Here is a 15,722-nt window from a genome sequence, read left to right as displayed (position 1 = left end):
GGAGTACAGTCGCCGGGTTCCCACCCCCTCACTTAGGCCAGGTGACCCATGTCCAGTGACACAGACAACAGACGGGACGCCGGTTACCCCGAGCGCATCCTGCGGTTGCGGCGACGGCTGGAGCGGCTCATCGGCATCGCCGCGACCGAGGGAAACGCCCTCGTCCCCCTCCATAACGGCGACGAGATATTCGCCGCGATGCTCGGCGCGATACGTGACGCCGAGCACACCGTGGACATGATGACGTTCGTGTACTGGCGCGGTGACATAGCCCGTGACTTCGCCGAGGCGCTGTCGGAGCGGGCCCGCGCCGGAGTGCGGGTGCGGCTGCTCCTGGACGGGTTCGGCAGCCGGCTGATCGAGAAGGACCAGCTGGCGATGATGGACGAGGCCGGGGTGGAGGTGGCGTGGTTCCGCAAGCCGCTGTACCTGTCGCCGCTCAAGCAGAACCACCGCTGCCACCGCAAGGTCCTGGTGACCGACGAGGAGACGGCGTTCACCGGTGGTGTCGGCATCGCGGAGGAGTGGTGCGGCGACGCCCGTAACGAGCGCGAGTGGCGCGACACCCATGTGCAGCTGCGCGGCCCCGCGGTGGACGGTCTCGCCGCCGCGTTCGCCCAGAACTGGGCGGAGTGCCACGACGAGCTGTTCACCGAGCGCGACCGCTTCGTCGAGCTCCGGCCGCAGGGCGACGCGATCGTGCAGGTGGTGCGGGGTTCGGCCGGCTTCGGCTGGCAGGACATGCAGACCCTGCTCCGGGTCGTCCTGGAGTCCGCCGAGGAGCGGGTGCGGCTCACCACGGCGTACTTCGCGCCCGACACGTACTTCGTCGAGCTGCTCTGCGCCACGGCGGCGCGGGGCGTCACCGTGGAGATCCTGCTGCCCGGACCGCACACGGACAAGCGAGTCTGCCAGCTGGCGGGACAGCACCACTACGAGGACCTTCTCGCCTGTGGCGTGAAGATCTACCAGTACCAGCCGACGATGTTGCACACCAAGGCGCTGACGGTGGACCTGGTCGCCTCGCTGATCGGCTCGACGAACTTCAACCGGCGCTCGCTGGACCACGACGAGGAAGTGATGCTCGCCGTGCTGGACCCGGAGTTCACCGCGGTCCTGGACGGTCACTTCGAGCAGGACCTGACGAAGAGCGAGCTGATCGAGGGTGGCCGGTGGAAGCGCCGCTCACCGGTGCAGCGGGTGCGTGAGGCAGCCGTCGTGCCGATCCGCCGCTGGCTGTGACGGACGCGTCCGGGCGCGCCGGGTGTGGCGTTCCCGGCCGGGGGCATACGGGCATTCACCTGCCGTTCGTCAGGTGAAGGGAGTACGCCATGAGCGAGTCCGTCCAGGCACCACCGGAAACGACTGCGGTGATCACGGAACCCGTGCCCGATCTGCAGCTGCAGTTGCTGATCCAGTTGCTGGACAGAGAGCTGCGGTCGAGCCTGCCGATCACCCTCACCCTCACCGGCGGTGTGCTCCACGGGGACGTGATCGGTCACGAGGCGTGGAAGGCCGACTGGGCGAGGAGTCTGCGCCAGGTCGAGGGCGAGGGCGCCAACCTGGTCGCGGAGTTCCCCGAGACGGTGGACCAGGGAATCAGGGAGCTGGTCGCAGGCGAAGGCGTGGGACAACTGCCGCGCTGGATCCATCTGAGGGACGTCACACTCGTCCTCGGTGGTGCGGGCGCCCTGCACCTGCCGCTGTGGCGCGGCCGGCTGGCCGATGTGTCGGGATGGGCGCTGGGGCGGCCGCAGTGACCCGGGGTGGTGCGTAGGAACAGCAGGGGCCCGGCACTCCGTGAGGGGTGCCGGGCCTTTCGCCGTCGGGATGCGGTCAGAGCCGCTCGGGCGTCCTGATGCCGAGCAGCTCCATGCCCTGGTGCAGGGTGCGGGCCGTGAGCTCGACGAGGAACAGCCGGTTCTCGACGACCTCCGCCGGGTTCTCGTCGCTGAGCACCTGGCACTGGTCGTAGAACGTGGTGAGGTGCGAGGCGAGCTGGTAGAGGTACGCGGCCAGCTTGTGCGGTTCGTACGCCGACGCCACCTCGGCCAGGACCTCGCCGAACCGGTCCAGGTGCAGACCCAGCGCCCGCTCGGCCGGAGCCAGCTCCAGCTCCGGGTGCGCGGCCGGCTTCGCGTCCCCGGCCTTGCGCAGGATGGAGCGGATCCGGGCGTACGCGTACTGGAGGTACACCGACGTGTCGCCGTGCAGCGACACCATCTGTTCCAGGTCGAACTTGTAGTCCCGTACCGCCGAGGTCGACAGGTCCGCGTACTTCACGGCGCCGACACCGACGTACCGGCCGTTCTCGACGATCTCGTCCTCGGACAGGCCCACCTTCTCGGCCTTCTCCCGGACGACCGCGGTCGCCCGCTCGACGGCCTCGTCCAGCAGGTCCTCCAGCCGGACCGTCACGCCCTCACGGGTCTTGAACGGCTTGCCGTCCTTGCCCAGGACCGTGCCGAACGCCAGCTGGTGCGCATGGACGTCCTCGTTCAGCCAGCCCGCCCGGCGGGCCGTCTCGAAGACCATCTTGAAGTGCAGGGACTGCCGGACGTCGACCACGTAGACCAGGGAGTCGGCCTTGAGGTCCTTCACCCGGTCGCGGATCGCGGAGAGGTCCGTCGCCGCGTAGCCGTAGCCGCCGTTCGTCTTCTTGACGATCAGCGGGACCGGGTTGCCGTCCGGGCCCTTCACGTCGTCGAAGAACACGCACAGCGCACCCTCGGAGCGGACGGCGACGCCCGTCTCCTCCAGGATCCGGCAGGTCTCCTCCAGCATGTCGTTGTAGCCGGACTCGCCGACGATGTCGGCGTCGCGGATCTCCATGTCGAGCTTGTTGAAGACCGAGTAGAAGTAGATCTTCGACTCGTCGACGAAGCCCTGCCAGTGCGCCAGCGTCTCCGGGTCACCGGCCTGGAGGGCCACCACCCGGTCCCGGGCACGGGTCTTGAACTCCTCGTCGGAGTCGAAGAGCACCCGGGACGCCTTGTAGACGCGGTTCAGGGCCGACATCGCGGCCTCGCCGTCCGCCGCCTCGCCCTCCTTGTGGCCCAGCTCGCCCGGGTGCTCGATCAGGTACTGGATGAGCATGCCGAACTGCGTGCCCCAGTCGCCGATGTGGTGGCGCCGGATCACGTTCTCGCCGGTGAACTCGAGGATCTGCACCATGGCGTCACCGATGACCGCCGACCGCAGGTGGCCGACGTGCATCTCCTTGGCCACGTTCGGCTGGGCGTAGTCGATGACGGTCGTGCCCGCCTCGGCGTTCACCGGGACGCCGAGCCGGTCGCCGTCCGCGGCGCGCGCGGCGAGCGTCCTGGTGATCGCCCCGTCGGTGAGCGTGATGTTCAGGAAGCCGGGGCCGGAGACCTCGATGTCCTTGATCAGGTCACCCGTCGCAAGGGTGGCCGTGACCTTGGACGCCAGCTCGCGCGGGTTGCCCTTGAGCTTCTTGGCGAGGGCGAGGATCCCGTTGGCCTGGAAATCGGCCCGGTCGCTTCGGCGCAGCAGCGGGTCCGCGGTGCCGGCCTCCGGCAGGGCTGCCGTCAGGGCGTCCGCCAGCTGCTGCTGGAGCGTGGAAGCGAGGGAAGGGACCGAAGCCATGAGACGGCTGCCGTTTCCGTAGGAGACAAGGGATCACCCAAGTATCCCACGCGGTGCAAAGCCGTTTTCGCGCTACGGGTGGTACCTGGGAGAATGGTCTGGCCCCTACGAGTCCTACACGAGAGAAGGACGTGCCGACCGTGGCTCAGAGTCAGAGCAGCACCGAGACCGACTGGGTCTCCCGCTTCGCGGACGATGTCATCGCCGAATCGGAGCGACGTGCGCCTGGCAAACCGGTCGTCGTCGCGTCCGGTCTCTCCCCGTCCGGCCCGATCCACCTGGGCAACCTGCGCGAGGTCATGACCCCGCACCTCGTCGCCGACGAGATCCGCCGCCGCGGTCACACCGTGCGGCACCTGATCTCCTGGGACGACTACGACCGCTACCGCAAGGTACCCAACGGTGTCGCGGGCGTCGACGCGTCGTGGGCCGAGCACATCGGCAAGCCGCTGACGTCGGTGCCCGCCCCTGCCGGGTCCGCGTACCCGAACTGGGCCGAGCACTTCAAGGCCGCGATGACCCAGGCGCTGGACGAGCTCGGCGTGGAGTACGACGGGATCAGCCAGACCGAGCAGTACCTGGCGGGTACGTATCGCGAGCAGATCCTGCACGCGATGAAGCACCGCGCCGACATCGACGCCGTCCTGGACCGCTACCGCACCAAGAAGGACGGGGCGGCCGGCGCCAAGGGTGGCAAGAAGCCGCAGCAGAAGAAGGTCGACGAGGCCGAGCTGGAGGCCGTCGAGGGCTCCGGCGCCGCCGACGAGGACGACGGCAGCAGCGGCTCGGCGGGCTACTTCCCGTACAAGCCCTACTGCGGAAACTGCGAGAAGGACCTCACCGTCGTCACGTCCTTCGACGACGACTCGACCGAGCTGAACTACACCTGCTCGGCCTGCGGCTTCGCCGAAACGGTCCGGCTGAACGAATTCAACCGCGGCAAGCTGGTCTGGAAGGTCGACTGGCCGATGCGCTGGGCCTACGAGGGCGTGATCTTCGAGCCCAGCGGCGTGGACCACTCCTCGCCGGGTTCCTCCTTCGTCGTCGGCGGCCAGATCGTGCGGGAGATCTTCGACGGCGTCCAGCCGATCGGACCGATGTACGCGTTCGTCGGGATCTCCGGCATGGCGAAGATGTCCTCCAGCAAGGGCGGCGTGCCGACCCCGGCCGACGCGCTGAAGATCATGGAGGCGCCGCTGCTGCGCTGGCTGTACGCGCGCCGCAGGCCCAACCAGTCCTTCAAGATCGCCTTCGACCAGGAGATCCAGCGGCTGTACGACGAGTGGGACTCGCTGGCCCGCAAGGTCGCCGACGGCTCGGTGCTGCCCGCCGACGCCGCCGCCTACGCACGGGCCATCGGTACGGCCGCAGGCGAGCTCCCCAGCACCCTGCGCCCCCTGCCGTACCGCACGCTCGCGTCGGTCGCCGACATCACGGCGGGCGCCGAGGACCAGACGCTGCGCATCCTCAGCGAGCTCGACCCGGAGAACCCGCTGACCTCGCTCGACGAGGCACGGCCCCGGCTCGACCGCGCCGAGAACTGGATCACCAGCCAGGTCCCGGCCGAGGCCCGCACCATCGTCCGCGACGAGCCGGACAAGGAGCTGCTCGGCTCCCTCGACGAGAAGGCGCTCGAGTCCCTGCGGCTGCTGCGGGAAGGGCTCGACTCGCACTGGTCGCTCGACGGGCTGACCACGCTCGTCTACGGCGTACCGAAGGTGCTGGAGGGCCTGGAGTCCGACGCCAAGCCGACGCCCGAACTGAAGGTGGCCCAGCGGTCCTTCTTCGCGCTCCTGTACCGGCTGCTGGTCAGCCGGGACACCGGACCGCGACTGCCCACGCTGCTCCTCGCGGTAGGGGCGGACCGGGTACGCACGCTGCTCGGCGCATAGAGCCGCGGACACAGAGAACCGGGCGGGCCGCTGGACGGCCCGCCCGGTTCTTCGTACGGATTCCTGGGCGATCGGTTCTCTGTACGGATTCCTAGGCGATGTGGTCCGCGGCCATCTCGTTGTCGAAGCGCTGCTTGAATCCCGGCAGCAGACGTCGGAGCAGGGCGGCACTGCGCGGATGCCGGACGTTGTGGCCGTCCGAGAGGTGTATGTCGAGCACTTCGGCGCTCGGGTAGTCCTGGTGCTGGTGCGTGTACGCGGTGAACACGTCGTACGCGATCTCGCTGAACTCGATCTCGGCCTCGGCCCATTCGGCCGGGTCCGCCACCGGAGCCTCACCGTGGGGCTCCTCCAGCTCGTGGCGGGGCGCCGGGGCCTCGTGGCGGGCTGCCGACTGCTCCTGGTGAGGGGCCGGCCGCTCCTCGCCGGGCTGCGGTTCCGCGCTGCGGGGGTGCGGGAACGCGCCGATCGTCCCCACATTGCCCAGAGGACGGGTCCGGCCACCGGGACCCGAGGGGATCATGACCGGGGCGGGCTCCAGGCCCTCGACGTACGTGGGGTTGTACGCGCCCTCGTACGCGTCCTGCGGCGCCGCGAACCAAGGGCTGTCGTGCGAGCCAGGGCCCTCCTCGGGCGGCCACTCACCCTGCTCGTCGGGCTGCTGGTGCTGCTGCGGATGCTGCTGGGGCCCGGCGGGCTGCTGCTCCGGCCCCTGTGGGGCGTACGCGAGCTGGGGCTGCTGCCCCGCCTCGACGGCTGCCGGGGCCGGTGGCAGCAGGGCAGGCTCTATGCCGGCGGCGGCGAGGCCGGCCGGAGCGGTCTCGGCGAGCGGAACGCCGTACTTCGCCAGACGCAGCGGCATCATCGACTCGATGGGCGCCTTGCGGCGCCAGTTGCGGCCGAACCGGGCCTGCAGGCGGGCCTGGTAGATGAGCCGGTCCTGTTCGAGCTTGATGACCTGCTCGTAACTGCGCAGCTCCCACAGCTTCATCCGGCGCCACAGCTTGAACGTGGGTATGGGAGAGAGCAGCCAGCGGGTGAGGCGCACGCCCTCCATGTGCTTGTCGGCCGTGATGTCCGCGATCCGGCCCACGGCGTGCCGGGCGGCCTCGACGGAGACGACGAACAGGATCGGGATCACCGCGTGCATCCCGGTGCCCAGCGGGTCGGGCCAGGCGGCGGCACCGTTGAAGGCGATGGTCGCCGCCGTCAGCAGCCACGCGGTCTGGCGCAGCAGCGGGAAGGGGATGCGCATCCAGGTCAGCAGCAGGTCCAGCGCCAGCAGGACGCAGATGCCCGCGTCGATACCGATCGGGAAGACGATCGAGAACTGGCCGAAACCCTTCTCCTCCGCGAGCTCGCGCACCGCGGCGTAGGAGCCCGCGAACCCGATCGCGGCAATGAGTACAGCACCGGCGACGACAACCCCGATGAGTACGCGGTGTGTGCGTGTCAGCTGCATTGCGGCCACCCGCGTTCCCCTCCCGACTTCGATGGACCGGCCCTGCTTCGGCATCCGGCGCGGGCACAGCCTGGCACATGTGTGCGAGCAACGTTGCGTGGGGAGGGTGCGAAGCCCGGTCCTCGGGGGAGGACCGGGCTTCGCAAGGACGCCTCTGGGCAGGTGTGTTCGTGTCCCTGCCGGGCTTGGGTTACGAGGTGGTGTCGGCCGATCCCGAGGCCTTGCCGGACGGCTTGGCCGAGGGCTTCCCCGTTGCGGGAGCGTCGTCGCCGGTGTCCGCCCCGACCGCGGCGACCGCCTCCTTGGCCGCCGTCCGGGCGTCCTCGAGGATGTCGGCGGCGGAGGGGGCCTTGGCGCCCGCGTAGCCCGCACCGTTGTAGGTGAGGGTGACGACGACGTTGCCCGTACGGGCCACGATCGTCGCGTACTTGAAGTCCTCGCTCGTCTTGGTGAGGTCGTAGGTGACGGCGGTTGCCTGCTCGCCGATACCGGCGGCGGGCGCGGCCGAGACCTTCTTGGCGCCCTCGGTCGCCTGCGCCTTGGCGATCTGCTTCGTGTAGTCGTTCGCCGCCCGCTTGGCACCGCTGCCGAGGGACTGGTCCGACTCGAAGCGGGTGAAGCCGACGTCGAGCCAGCGGTACTGCGATCCCTTGACGCCGTTGTCGTCCAGGCCGTTCCAGGAGCAGCTGCCGCGGGTCGCGGTGTCGCTGGACCTGCCCGGCGTACCGCCCTTGTTCTTCGTCTTCGGAACCAGGGACTCGATCGTCTTCTTGCCGATCGACGCGCAGGCGTCGGGCAGCGCGGCGAACTTCGCCGGCTCGACGCTCGACTGCGACTTCTGCGCGCTCGGGGAGTCGGAGCCCGAGCCCTTCGTGTCGTCGGAGTCCGACGAGCAGCCGGCGACGACGAGCATCACCGGAACGGCGGCACAGGCGAGTATGCGGGACAGTCGCGGGGCTGATCGGTGCATGGTTCCTTCACTCGGATGGCACGGCGGTCTCGGTCGTGCGGGTGGTCGGGCGGGCACGTCGGCCGGGCGGCCCGGCGCTACGAAGGGCCACGGTACGACGGACGGCGGCGGGATGCCGCCTCGGCCGCATGCCCCGGGGGAGCGCGGTACGGCCCCGGCGGGGCCGCCGGATCCCGGCTACTCGCTGAGTGTCTGGGCCAGCTTCCGGGCCAGGGCCTGGGCCTTCTCCTGGAGTTCCTTGCTGTCGGGAACCTCGGTGATGAGGGCAGACTGCTCGGTGTACTGGACGGTCACTATGACGTTCGATGTGCGGAATACCACGCTCACGGTGCGGTGCTGTGCGGTGGAACCTGCCCGGGTGAGCGCATCGTCCAGAAATGCGGCGTCACCGAGGCTGTCGAGCACACGTGGCCGCAGATCCTCGTCGGCGTCGGCGTCGGCGTCGGCGTCGGCGGACGGGGAGGACGGGGTCGGGGGAGTGCCGGAGGCCGATCCGCCGGGGGAGCCGGTGGGGGAGTCGCTGGGTGACCCGGTGGGCGTCCCGCTGGGTGACCCGGTGGCTGAACCGCTCGGCGCGGCCGACAGGCCGGCGGCACCCTCCTTCTTCGCGTACAGCTCGCGGGCCCGGTCGTCGTCGCTCACCGCGGGGTCGTACGACACCACGCGTTCGAAGTCGATGCTCAGATTCCGGGACGCGTCCGGGGCCTCCGACTTCCAGCGGCAGCCGACCTTGCGGTCGGTGTCGAAGGTGACGGAGGCCGTGCCCTCGTACACCTTGTCCTGCTGCTCCTCGGGGAGCTCGGCGGCGCCCGGCAGCAGGTCCTTCAGGGTGGAACGCGGCACGGCACGGCAGGATTCGGGCAGCGTCCGGTACTTGCCGGGGGGTGCGGCCGAGACCGTCGGGCTGCCGGGCTCGCGGTCGGCGGGCGGGTCGTCGGCGCCGGAGCCGGCGCTGCAGCCGACGACGAGCGCTGCGAGAAGCGCGACGCCGGGTACGTACGCCATGTGTCGCACGGTCCCAGGCTCCCTTCGGTACGAAAACAGGTTGCCGCTCGATGGCGGCCGATGGACACAATGTGTATCGCACGCGCCGCTGTGAATGCCGGTCGGCCGACCTGTTTGCCGACCTCGGCACCGGTTTTGCGCTTTGAGTCTTTTTCGGGGGAGCTGAGGGGTTATGTCGTATGTAGAGGTACCGGGTGCGAAGGTCTCCATCCGTATGTGGGCCGACCCGGCTTCGGTCGAGGACGTCGCGATGCAGCAGCTGCGGAACGTGGCCACGCTGCCCTGGATCAAGGGTCTCGCCGTCATGCCGGACGTCCACTTCGGCAAGGGCGCGACCGTCGGTTCGGTGATCGCGATGCACGGCGCGGTCTGTCCGGCGGCGGTGGGTGTGGACATCGGCTGCGGAATGTCCGCGGTGAAGACCTCGCTCACGGCCAATGACCTGCCGGGGGACCTGTCGCGGCTCCGGTCGAAGATCGAGCAGGCGATCCCGGTCGGCCGTGGGATGCACGACGACATCGTGGACCCGGGAAAGCTGCACGGATTCCCGACCGCGGGCTGGGACGACTTCTGGTCGCGGTTCGACGGGATCGCCGATGCGGTCAAATTCCGACAGGAACGCGCCACAAAGCAGATGGGAACGCTCGGAAGCGGAAATCACTTCATTGAGTTCTGTCTCGACGAGGCGGGATCGGTATGGCTGATGCTGCACTCCGGATCCCGGAACATCGGCAAGGAGCTTGCCGACTTCCACATCGGGCAGGCGCAGAAGCTTCCGCACAACCAGGGCATCATCGACCGTGACCTGGCCGTCTTCATCGCGGACACCCCGCAGATGGCGGCCTACCGCAACGACCTGTTCTGGGCGCAGGAGTACGCGAAGTTCAACCGCTCGATCATGATGAGTCTCTTCCAGGACGTGGTCCGGAAGGAATTCAAGAAGGCGAAGGTCACCTTCGAGCCGGTCATTTCCTGCCACCACAACTACGTGGCGGAGGAGCGGTACGAGGGTATGGATCTTCTGGTCACGCGGAAGGGCGCGATCCGTGCCGGCTCCGGTGACTTCGGGATCATTCCGGGGTCCATGGGCACCGGTTCGTACATCGTGAAGGGCCTGGGGAACGAGAAGTCGTTCAACTCCGCCTCGCACGGTGCCGGCCGGCGGATGAGCAGGAACGCCGCGAAGCGCCGCTTCTCGACAAAGGACCTGGAGGAGCAGACGCAGGGCGTGGAGTGCCGGAAGGACTCCGGCGTCGTGGACGAGATCCCGGCTGCGTACAAGCCGATCGAGCAGGTCATGGAGCAGCAGCGCGACCTCGTCGAGGTCGTCGCGAAGCTGAAGCAGGTCGTGTGCGTGAAGGGCTGAGCCCTGGATCCCTGAACGCGGACAGAGCCCCCGGGCCGCATGGCGGCACGGGGGCTCAGCTGTGCAGGCGTGCTGCTCGCCGCCGCCCGCCGTTGCAGCTCGCCGGCGTCAGAGTGTGCGGTGGACCTTGGAGTTGGAGGCCTGGGCGCGGGGGCGGACCACCAGGAGGTCGATGTTGACGTGGCTGGGGCGGGTGATGGCCCAGGTGATCGTGTCGGCCACGTCGTCGGCGGTGAGCGGGGCCTCGACGCCTGCGTAGACCTTCGCCGCCTTCTCGGTGTCGCCCCGGAAGCGGGTGGTGGCGAACTCCTCGGTCTTGACCATGCCGGGCGCGACCTCGATGACGCGGACCGGGGTGCCGACGATCTCCAGGCGAAGGGTCTCGGCCAGGACGTGCTCGCCGTGCTTGGCCGCGACGTAGCCGCCGCCGCCCTCGTACGCGGAGAGCGCGGCCGTGGAGGAGAGGATCACGACCGTGCCGTCGCCGCTCGCGGTGAGGGCGGGGAGCAGGGCCTGGGTGACATTGAGGGTGCCGATGACATTCGTTTCGTACATCTGGCGCCAGTCGTCGGGGTCGCCGGTCGCGACGGGGTCGGCGCCGAGGGCGCCGCCCGCGTTGTTGACGAGGACGGCGAGCGCGCGGAAGGCGGTGGCGAACTCGTCGACCGCGGCACGGTCGGTGACGTCCAGGGCGTAGGCCGTTGCCTGGTGACCCGCCTCGGTGAGCTCGGCGGCGAGCGCTTCGATGCGGTCCTTGCGGCGGGCGGTGAGTACGACGCGGTATCCGGCGGCGGCCAGCTGCCGGGCGGTCGCGGCGCCGATGCCGCTGCTCGCGCCGGTGATGACGGCGATGGGGGTGGCGGCCATGGCGAACTCCTCGGACTGTTGATCGGTACGGGCCAAGAATAGGCAGTCGGCCGGAGCGCGGGTTCAGTGGTTTCGCGGTGCGTACATGATCAACGCCATGCCGGCCAGGCAGACCAGTGCGCCGATCACGTCCCAGTGGTCGGGGCGGTAGCCGTCGGCGACCATGCCCCACGCGATCGAACCGGCGACGAACACCCCGCCGTACGCGGCGAGGATGCGGCCGAACTCCCCGTCCGGCTGGAGCGTTGCCACGAAACCGTAGGCGCCGAGCGCGATGACTCCCGCACCGATCCAGATCCAGCCGCGGTGCTCGCGCACGCCCTGCCAGACGAGCCAGGCGCCCCCGATCTCGAAGAGCGCGGCAACGGCGAAGAGCGCGACGGAACGGGCGACCACCATGGGGGCAGCGTTTCACGGCGGCCGGACGGCGCTGTGCGGGACCGGGCCGCTGCGAACCGGCGATGCGGTGCACCGCGCCCCGCTCCGCTCCGCGGCGGTCATCGGTCTGTGGCGCGGCTCAGCGCTCCGGGGCCGGGGCCCCGCCTGCCCGGGCGCTGTATCCGTCGGGACGGACGAGCAGCGTGGCGGCGGTGCGGTCCCTGGTCGAGTGCGCGTGGACGAGCGGGGCCGAAGCGGTGGTGGCGCCGACCGGGTGCCGTTCGGTGACGCCCGGACCCGCCGTCCCGATGTCCCGGGAGCAGTTCGTCGGCCGGCTCGCACCCACGGTCCGGCGCCGTCCGACGGCTGAGCAGCCGTCGGAGCGGGCGGGCGTCGGCAGTGGCGGGCGGGCGGCCGCCCTCAGGGGCAGTCGTGGTGTCCGGTGCGGGGGCCTCTATGTGGCGGGGGCCTCGTTGCAGAGCTCGCCGAACTCGCGCACGGCGTCCGCCACGACGGCCTCCAGGCGGGCGTGGTGGGCACCCCGCCAGTACACGCGCCCGCAGGCCGTGCACTGCGCGAACACGTCGTAGGTCTCCTGCGTGCCGTGCTCCAGACGAGCGCTCACGGATTCCTTGTCGGCCTCAGCGAGCTGCCCGTTGCAGGCGGTGCAGCGTGTCCATGGTGCGAGTGCCGGGGCGAAACGGCCCAGGACGTCGCGGAGCTGTTCCTCCGGACGGTCGCTGTAGACGTACGCCCCCGCCCAGATCTCCCGCCGCCTGAGCAGCCCCCGGTCGCGGGAGAGCAGCACCCGCTGCTCCTTCGCCGAGAGGGCCGCCAGTGCCGGGTCTCCGATGTCCTTGCTCTCGTATGCCGCGTCCACACCCAGGAGCCGCAACCGGCGTGCGAGCGTGCCCAGATGGACGTCGAGCAGGAAGCGGAGCGGCGCACCGGGGACCTGCTGCGGGCGTTGCACGGCCCGCACCTCGACCAGCTCGCCCGCGCCGGGAATGTGCGAGACGGGCACGGGGCGGCCGTCGACGAGGAGCTGTCCGGCCTCGGTGAGCGGGATGCCGAGGGACTCCACGACGTGTCCCAGGGTCGACGAGCCGTCGGTCATGACGCCGGTGCGCCCCCGGCGGCGCTCGTGGGCGACGAAGAGCCGCAGTTCCGGGGCTACTTCGAGGTCGATCTCGGGTCCGTTCACCTGGTCAGGATGCCATTGCCCGGGGCGCGGCAGCGAGAGGTTTCCGGGTGGGACGACGCGGTCAGACGGCGGGGCGCAGGTCCAGCCGCCAGTCGTTGGCCACCATCGGGCGGCCCGGCGGGTACTCCAGGTCGCATGCGCCGAGGCGCACGAAACCCGCCTTGCGGCACACCGCGTTCGACGCGGCGTTGGCGACGGACGGGAAGGCGTGCAGGAAGCGGTGCTTGCGCTCGGCGCGTGCCTGCTCGGCGACGGCCGTGGTGGCGGTGGTGGCGATGCCGAGCCCCTGGAAGCCGGGCAGGACCGCCCATCCCGTCTCGTACACCTCTTCGCCCTGCCAGGTCAGCTCCCAGAATCCGATCGTTCCCACCCCCTCGCCGGTTTTGGCCAGGGTGATCCGGAACATGCGGCCCTTGCCCGTCCGGTCGGCGCTCAGTGCCGCATACCGGTCGTGGCGGGCTTCGAGCTGCTCCTGGGTCTCGGGACCGCCGAGGTGGTCCATCAGCTCGGGGGCGTTGGCCAGGCTGAGCAGCTCGAGGTCATTGTCCGACCAAGGGTCGATCCGCACGGATGGCGGGACCGGTGAGTTGCGTTCCATGGTGCGACTGTAGTGCGCGGCCTCGGCTGCGGGCCGGTGTCAGCGGGGTGCGAAAGCCGTCGGCGGCACGCCCACCGTCGCCGTGAAGTCTCTGACCAGGTGTGCCTGGTCGCTGTAGCCGAGATCGGCGGCGAGCCCGGCCCAGTCGGTTTCCGGATCCGTCTCGGCGCGCTGCAGTGCTTCGTGGATGCGGTACCGCAGGATGACCCACTTGGGCCCGACACCCACGTACGTGGAGAAGAGCCGCTGCAGCGAGCGTGCCGACAGGCCCTCGGCCCGGGCCAGTGCGTCGACCCGGAGCAGCGAGCGGTCCGTGCGCACGAGCTCGACGAGCGCCATCGCGCGCTCGGCCTGCGGGTCCGGCCGGGGCACGAGAGGCAGCAGATACGCATCGAGTTCTGCCACCCGGGCGTCCTCCTCACGAGGATCGAGAACGGCCCCGACCGGCGGTGCAGCAAGCACCTCGTCCGCAGGGAGTCGCCGCCCGGTCCACGCCGACACGGGCCGGTGCGGTGCGAACGGGCGGAACCCGCCGGGCCGGAACTTCACGCCGCAGACGCGTCCCCGGCCCTCGAGCCGCTGGCTGAACAGCCCCTCGACGATGCCGACGACCTCGGCGAAACCGGCCCGTTCCGCCGCGCTGCCGGACTCGTGCCGCTGGAATACGAGATGCACCGACGGGTGGGGGACCACATGCGAGGTGTACGGCCCCGTGAGATCCCAGTCGATCAGCCAGTAGTGCTCCAGCCAGGGGCGCAGCGCGGGGTCGGGTTCACGCAGGCGGAAGTGCACGCGCGTGAACAGGTCGTGGGCGTCGACGATGCCCCGTGTGTCGCGTGGGGGTCCGGCCATGGTCGGGATCCTATGGCGCGCCCCGGGTGCACCTGTCGCGTTTGTTCAAGACGGCGTGCCCGGCCGGGGGGCATCGTCGGGAGCATGAAGAAGATCAGTGAACTTCTGGACGTCTCCGCCGCACAGGCCTGTCCCGTCGTGCGGGGGATCGGCGACGAGGACCTGGCGGCTCCCACGCCGTGCAGCGAGTACGACGTGCGGGCCCTGCTGAACCATCTGTTCCTCGTGGTTGCCAACTTCCGGGCCCTGGCGGCCCGGGAGCCCGTCGACTTCACCCGGACGCCGGATGTCGTCACGGGCGACTGGCGCGGCACTTTCGCGGACGGGACGGAGCGGCTGGTGAAGGCCTGGGACGAGCCGGGTGCGGAGGACGGTGTGGCGGGCGGCATGGAGCTCCCGGCCAGAACGGTGGGGCTCATGGTGCTGGGGGACTTGACCGTGCACGCCTGGGACCTGGCGCGGGCGACGGGCCAGGACTTTGTGCCCGACCCGGCCGTGGTGCGGGAGCTGGGCCCGGGACTGGCCGGGATGGCGCCGCAGGCCCGGGAGATGAAGGTGTTCGGCGAGCCGTTCCCCCTGCCGCCGGGTGCGGGGGCCTTCGAGCAGGTACTGGCTGTCACGGGCCGCGATCCGGGCTGGCGCTCGCCCCGGCCGTGACGTGGCCGCCCTCCTCCGTGGCTGGATGCGGCATGCCCGGCGGGCTGTCGTAGAGGCCGCCGAGGGAGGCGTACGCACGGTCGATGATGCCCTCGGCCCGTGTCAGCAGGTCCTGTTCGGCGCGACGGGCCGCGTGACGGGTGTACGGGGACGGCGGGACCGGATGCCTGCGCCGCCACCAGCAGTCGCATGCCGCGTAGATGCCACTCGCGAAGGTCAGGACCGGGATGGACAGGGCCAGCAGAATGTCGCCCATGCCGGGCCTCCTCCGACGTCGATGCCTCTTGCATCGGCACGGCCGACGGGGCGGCTGAAGATCCTTCTTCGGCCAATGAATGGCTGAATGGGGCCGTGACCTGTGCGAGGTCGGGTCAGCGCCCCGGCGCGCCCGGCTGCTCCCTCAGGCCGTTCCCGCCGGGGCGATCTCCTCGATCAGGCCCTCGACCAGAGCCCTGATCCCGTCCCGGACGGTGCGGACGGCTGCGACGCCCTGTCCGGCCGGGTCATCGAGCTTCCAGTCCAGGTACCGCTTGCCGGGGAAGACGGGGCAGGTGTCGCCGCAGCCCATGGTGACGCAGACGTCGGACTGCTCGACCGCGTCGACGGTGAGGATCTTCGGGGTCTCGGCGGAGATGTCGATGCCGACCTCCGCCATCGCCTCGACGGCGGCCGGATTTACGGCGTCCCCGGGGGCGGAACCGGCGGAGCGGACCTCGATGCGGCCCCCGGCCAGGTGGGTCAGCCAGGCGGCGGCCATCTGGGAGCGGCCGGCGTTGTGGACACAGACGAACAGCACGGAGGGCTTGTCGGGCATCAGGGATCTCTCTCGTCTCACGGCGGAATCGGGGCTCCGTACGCTTCA

17 protein-coding genes are annotated in these 15,722 nt (G+C 70.2%); 5 read left to right on the top strand and 12 right to left on the bottom strand.

The features are described 5' to 3' along the window. Positions 1-48: 48 nt before the first annotated feature. Positions 49-1,242 (top strand): phosphatidylserine/phosphatidylglycerophosphate/cardiolipin synthase family protein, encoded by a 1,194-nt coding sequence (locus ACFWBQ_RS36075; RefSeq protein ID WP_385507437.1) that lies wholly within the window; start codon positions 49-51, stop codon positions 1,240-1,242. Between the two features lie 89 nt (positions 1,243-1,331). Further along, a complete protein-coding gene (locus ACFWBQ_RS36070) occupies positions 1,332-1,760 on the top strand; it encodes a hypothetical protein (protein ID WP_385507435.1) in 429 nt (142 codons plus the stop codon). A gap of 76 nt (positions 1,761-1,836) precedes the next feature. Here ACFWBQ_RS36070 and argS read toward each other — a convergent pair whose 3' ends face one another. Continuing rightward, positions 1,837-3,609, bottom strand: a complete 1,773-nt coding sequence (gene argS, locus ACFWBQ_RS36065) for an arginine--tRNA ligase (RefSeq protein ID WP_385507432.1) — start codon at positions 3,607-3,609, stop codon at positions 1,837-1,839. 131 nt (positions 3,610-3,740) lie between these two features. Between argS and lysS the strand changes: the two genes are divergently transcribed. Beyond that, on the top strand, positions 3,741-5,501 hold the full coding sequence (gene lysS, locus ACFWBQ_RS36060) for a lysine--tRNA ligase (protein ID WP_385507430.1): 1,761 nt from the start codon (positions 3,741-3,743) through the stop codon (positions 5,499-5,501). 91 nt (positions 5,502-5,592) lie between these two features. Here the strand turns inward: lysS and ACFWBQ_RS36055 are convergent, their stop codons facing one another. The 3 genes from ACFWBQ_RS36055 to ACFWBQ_RS36045 all read right to left on the bottom strand — a co-directional run bounded on the left by ACFWBQ_RS36055 (position 5,593) and on the right by ACFWBQ_RS36045 (position 8,938). Beyond that, positions 5,593-6,972, bottom strand: coding sequence for a DUF2637 domain-containing protein (locus tag ACFWBQ_RS36055; protein WP_385507427.1), 1,380 nt, complete (start codon positions 6,970-6,972; stop codon positions 5,593-5,595). 181 nt (positions 6,973-7,153) lie between these two features. Then, complete coding sequence (locus ACFWBQ_RS36050; RefSeq protein ID WP_385507425.1) at positions 7,154-7,933, bottom strand: DUF3558 domain-containing protein; 780 nt, start codon at positions 7,931-7,933, stop codon at positions 7,154-7,156. 177 nt (positions 7,934-8,110) lie between these two features. After that, positions 8,111-8,938 carry a DUF3558 domain-containing protein gene (locus tag ACFWBQ_RS36045; protein ID WP_385507423.1) on the bottom strand — a complete coding sequence of 276 codons (828 nt, stop codon included), beginning with the start codon at positions 8,936-8,938 and terminating at the stop codon, positions 8,111-8,113. A gap of 172 nt (positions 8,939-9,110) precedes the next feature. Here ACFWBQ_RS36045 and ACFWBQ_RS36040 point away from each other — a divergent pair, with 172 nt between their 5' ends. Then, positions 9,111-10,304: an RtcB family protein gene (locus tag ACFWBQ_RS36040; RefSeq protein ID WP_385507421.1), complete on the top strand. Its 1,194-nt coding sequence runs from the start codon at positions 9,111-9,113 to the stop codon at positions 10,302-10,304. A 108-nt stretch (positions 10,305-10,412) separates the two neighbouring features. Here ACFWBQ_RS36040 and ACFWBQ_RS36035 read toward each other — a convergent pair whose 3' ends face one another. From ACFWBQ_RS36035 to ACFWBQ_RS36010, 6 genes are all read right to left on the bottom strand, one after another. Continuing rightward, the gene (locus ACFWBQ_RS36035; protein WP_385507420.1) at positions 10,413-11,171 is read right to left on the bottom strand and encodes an SDR family NAD(P)-dependent oxidoreductase; all 759 of its coding nucleotides are present in this window, start codon (positions 11,169-11,171) and stop codon (positions 10,413-10,415) included. Between the two features lie 63 nt (positions 11,172-11,234). Beyond that, the gene (locus ACFWBQ_RS36030) at positions 11,235-11,570 is read right to left on the bottom strand and encodes a YnfA family protein (protein WP_385507417.1); all 336 of its coding nucleotides are present in this window, start codon (positions 11,568-11,570) and stop codon (positions 11,235-11,237) included. A 118-nt stretch (positions 11,571-11,688) separates the two neighbouring features. After that, positions 11,689-11,895, bottom strand: coding sequence for a hypothetical protein (locus tag ACFWBQ_RS36025; RefSeq protein ID WP_385507415.1), 207 nt, complete (start codon positions 11,893-11,895; stop codon positions 11,689-11,691). Positions 11,896-12,003: 108 nt separating this feature from the next. Beyond that, positions 12,004-12,753 (bottom strand): Mut7-C RNAse domain-containing protein, encoded by a 750-nt coding sequence (locus ACFWBQ_RS36020; RefSeq protein ID WP_385507413.1) that lies wholly within the window; start codon positions 12,751-12,753, stop codon positions 12,004-12,006. Positions 12,754-12,814: 61 nt separating this feature from the next. Next, a complete protein-coding gene (locus tag ACFWBQ_RS36015; protein ID WP_385507411.1) occupies positions 12,815-13,351 on the bottom strand; it encodes a GNAT family N-acetyltransferase in 537 nt (178 codons plus the stop codon). A 39-nt stretch (positions 13,352-13,390) separates the two neighbouring features. After that, positions 13,391-14,203, bottom strand: coding sequence for a DUF6597 domain-containing transcriptional factor (locus ACFWBQ_RS36010; RefSeq protein WP_385507408.1), 813 nt, complete (start codon positions 14,201-14,203; stop codon positions 13,391-13,393). Positions 14,204-14,287: 84 nt separating this feature from the next. Here ACFWBQ_RS36010 and ACFWBQ_RS36005 point away from each other — a divergent pair, with 84 nt between their 5' ends. Continuing rightward, on the top strand, positions 14,288-14,860 hold the full coding sequence (locus ACFWBQ_RS36005) for a TIGR03086 family metal-binding protein (RefSeq protein ID WP_385507406.1): 573 nt from the start codon (positions 14,288-14,290) through the stop codon (positions 14,858-14,860). On the opposite strand, the gene ACFWBQ_RS36000 is transcribed toward ACFWBQ_RS36005, so the two are convergent. Together ACFWBQ_RS36000 and ACFWBQ_RS35995 are read right to left on the bottom strand one after the other, a co-directional pair. Beyond that, positions 14,820-15,116, bottom strand: a complete 297-nt coding sequence (locus tag ACFWBQ_RS36000; protein ID WP_385507404.1) for a hypothetical protein — start codon at positions 15,114-15,116, stop codon at positions 14,820-14,822. The genes ACFWBQ_RS36005 and ACFWBQ_RS36000 overlap by 41 nt on opposite strands. Before the next feature lie 144 nt (positions 15,117-15,260). Next, positions 15,261-15,674, bottom strand: a complete 414-nt coding sequence (locus ACFWBQ_RS35995) for an arsenate reductase ArsC (RefSeq protein ID WP_385507402.1) — start codon at positions 15,672-15,674, stop codon at positions 15,261-15,263. Positions 15,675-15,722: the final 48 nt, after the last annotated feature.

Source organism: Streptomyces sp. NPDC060035 (assembly GCF_042736635.1).
GTDB lineage: Bacteria > Actinomycetota > Actinomycetes > Streptomycetales > Streptomycetaceae > Streptomyces.
Note: the sequence above shows the minus strand (reverse complement) of the source record. Positions and strands in the feature narration are given on the sequence as shown.